At 42.1% G+C, this 3,270-nt stretch carries 1 protein-coding gene and 1 pseudogene; both read left to right on the top strand.

Translation table 11 applies throughout. The annotated features are described in order from the left end of the window. The first annotated feature begins 344 nt into the window (after positions 1-344). Positions 345-1,712: a DUF6861 domain-containing protein gene (locus QUA40_RS28100; RefSeq protein ID WP_333131908.1), complete on the top strand. Its 1,368-nt coding sequence runs from the start codon at positions 345-347 to the stop codon at positions 1,710-1,712. Between the two features lie 350 nt (positions 1,713-2,062). Continuing rightward, positions 2,063-2,164, top strand: a pseudogene (locus QUA40_RS28095) (IS1/IS1595 family N-terminal zinc-binding domain-containing protein); the annotation flags it as partial. Positions 2,165-3,270: the final 1,106 nt, after the last annotated feature.

Genomic DNA, 3,270 nt, shown 5'->3' with positions numbered 1-3,270 from the left:
ATCTTTATTTGACGATTTTACTAGCTTTTTCATTTTAACTCTTTTGTGACACATTCGCAAAAGTGAGATGCACCCGTTAACAAGTCTGTAGAGATGAGTTATTTTGGGTTCGCTAAGCTAAGACTTGGCCAGATGTCCGATCGATCCTCTTCGAGGGCTTCGCTAACGCGCGCCTCCAGCTTCTACAAGGTCGAATTAACAGCGAGCCGCTACCGCCGTAGTGGTCAGTACCTGTGAGAATCTACTTCTTAAGTAACAGTCAAAATCTAGTTCTTAGGCAGTAGATTTTCTGAGCAGTAAATAGTTAGCGTAGTAAATGTAGCACTAATACCGAAGGATATCTTATGACTGATAATAAGCAGCCTTTTAACCAGCCTGAAGCAAATCCTGACTTCCGGGAAAAGAATGTTGACAATAGCGAAAACGCGCAGCTTCAGGCTCAAACTAACGAAAATGCAGAATCACAGGAAGATGAATCATCAGGCTCAGGCCTTGGTGCGAGGATAGCTGGAGCAGCAGTCGGTGGTATACTGGGTGCTCGCTCTGGAGGAATTATTGGTGCTGTAGCAGGCTCAGTTGCTGGCGCTATGATTGGTAAAGGTACTGCTGATACTGTTAACCGTGCTGTAGATAATTTAGGGGATGCAGCACACACTGTAGCAGACGGTATTAAACACACTGTAGAAGAGCTAGGGACAGTAGCAAAGGAAACTGTTGAGGAAGTTAAACCATCTATCAAAGCTACAGCAGAAGCCGTCAAGGAGACGGTTGAGGAAACTAAGCCTTCGATTAAAAGTATAGCCGAATCTGTCGATCAGACAGTGAAGGAAGTCAAGCCTTCTGTAGTAGATGCAGTCAAGAGCGCATCCGAGGAAGTCACACCTACGATTAGAGAAGTAAAAGATTCAGTCAAGCAGACAGTCGAAGGTGTCAAGCCTTCTATACAAAGTGCAGCGGACTCTATTAAGAGCACTGCCGATGAAGTTAAGCCTTCTGCCAAAGCTGTAGCTCAAGAAATTGAGGCGGCAACTAAGGATCTGAGATCGACTGTAAAAGATACAGCGAAAGCAGTTGAGCCATCTATAAAAAGCGCAGCCGAATCGCTTCAGTCATCTGGCAAGAGTGTAGCTGAATCAATCAAGTCATCTGCTCAAAGCGCAGCCGAATCTGCTAAAGGTGCAGCCCAGGATGTTAAGTCATCTGCCCAAAATGCAGCCGAATCTGCTAAAGGTGCAGCCCAGGATGTTAAGCAGGATGTTAAGTCATCTGCTCAAAGCGCAGCCGAATCTGCTAAAGGTGCAGCGCAGGATTTTAAATCATCTGCACAAAATGCAGCCGAATCTGCTAAACCTGCAGTGCCTGATTTTAGGTCATCTGCCCAAAATGCAACCCCATCTCCTCAAGGTGCATCGCAGGATTTTAAATCATCTGCCCCAAATGCAGCCGAATCTGCTAAACCTGCAGTGCCTGATTTTAGGTCATCTGCCCAAAATGCAACCCCATCTCCTCAAGGTGCAGCGCATGATTTTAAGTCATCTGCCCAAAATGCAGCCGAATCTGCTAAACGTGCAGCGCATGATGTTAAGTCATCTGCCCAATATCTAGCCGAATCCGCTGCAGAGGGAAATAAGGATAGCGATATTCACATCTCCGGCAGTCCTGAACTCAAGGACAAAGTGGTCATTCATGACAAGAGAATCATTAAGGACTAGGTAAAGTAAGGACTTAACTCCAGCTTGTTAAAGCTAGCACTAAGAGAGTTTAACAGAGAGTGGATCTGAGAAAAGAGTCCACTCTTTTCTGTGTAGGAGGAATGCGATCGCCTATGGTTTAACGGAGAGTCTATTTATTGAGGAACTCTCCCCCTGAAGAAGCAGATATTCCGTTCATAGTTGATAAGTAGTAGTTCCGAATTAATTACACAATATTTCTCCTGAAACCCTTGCCCAGCAAGGAGTCTTTATGTAATTAATTTTGTGTGGTTACTTAATTAGGGTAGTCCTGCATAGTCAGGAAAATGTGTGATAATTTTACTTATTCAATCAACCTTGAGTTTTAGTTTATGAAATGTCGAGCGTGTAATTCTCAATACATTGTCAAAAATGGTTATACTAACTCGGGGAAACAAAATTTTAAATGTCGAGATTGTGGCCGACAATTTATTATGGCTCCCAGACACCAACCGATTTCAAAAGAAACAAGAGAGTTGAGCGATTGGCTTTTATTAAGTAACCAAACAAAATTAATTACATGAATCCTCCTTGCTGGGTAAGGGTTTCAGTAAAAATATTGTGTAATTAATTCGGAACTACTACTTACAAAAGATATCTCTGGCTGGAATTGTGAGGACGACATATCCAATCAGAAAACTCTGATTACATCCTCTTATCTGAGTTGGGTTTACTACCAGAAATTTTTTTTATCAGAGGTAAAATTTACTAAACAAAAAAGTTTTGGTACTTGTGAGATCGCTGGTTATTGGCGACGCAAATATCGAGTCAAACAGTAAAAAGAAGGTTGGTATCTTTTTACTAATTTAGGCGATTGAGAGCAGGCGGTCGATACTTTTAAATGCCCCAGTGGAATTGATGCGATGTTTAAAGTTTGTAAGAATGGTGATAATGTGCGAAAAGAGCCAGGGTAAGAATCAGCGTTTAAACAGTTTGATATTACTGATAGCCATTGCCTACAGTTGTGCTATACTCCAAGGTCAAAAAATCAAGAATATCGGAATTCACAAATATGTGGGTAGGTTAACTGAATGCAGGGGATCAATCAGGCGACACAGTAGTTTTTGGATTGGATTATATGGTCCATGCTGGGTAATGGGTATGGAATGCAAGTCAGGATATTATTACATAATTAATCAGAATCAGAGGCAATAAACTACCATTTTTTCAGATGGGTATGAGGGCTATGTCCTTGATTAGATCTATGTTCTGACGGGGTTGTCTCCCCGTGAAGGTTCAAATTCTTAGCAGAAATCATAGATATGGCAGAATAGTTCTTCTAAACTAGACCTGGGAGATGCTTGCTGAATCTGTTTTATAATCTTCAGCTTACCTCGCTTCTCCCGAACAGACGTTACTTAGGATCGGTTTCAACTACCGAGTTTCATAAGCTAATTTAGTATAACTTGTTAGTCCGCCTGGGCGAAGCCAGCGCGCCAGCGCTTAGAGGGACAAAAGTTTGTTTATAGTCATTTCAAATAAGTATGAGACGCTAAACTGCACAATAAGCACGAATAATTTCATCAAGAGATGTGCCAGG

The sequence above is a fragment of the Microcoleus sp. Pol11C3 genome, assembly GCF_036701485.1.
Taxonomy (GTDB): domain Bacteria; phylum Cyanobacteriota; class Cyanobacteriia; order Cyanobacteriales; family Microcoleaceae; genus Microcoleus.
Note: the sequence above shows the minus strand (reverse complement) of the source record. Positions and strands in the feature narration are given on the sequence as shown.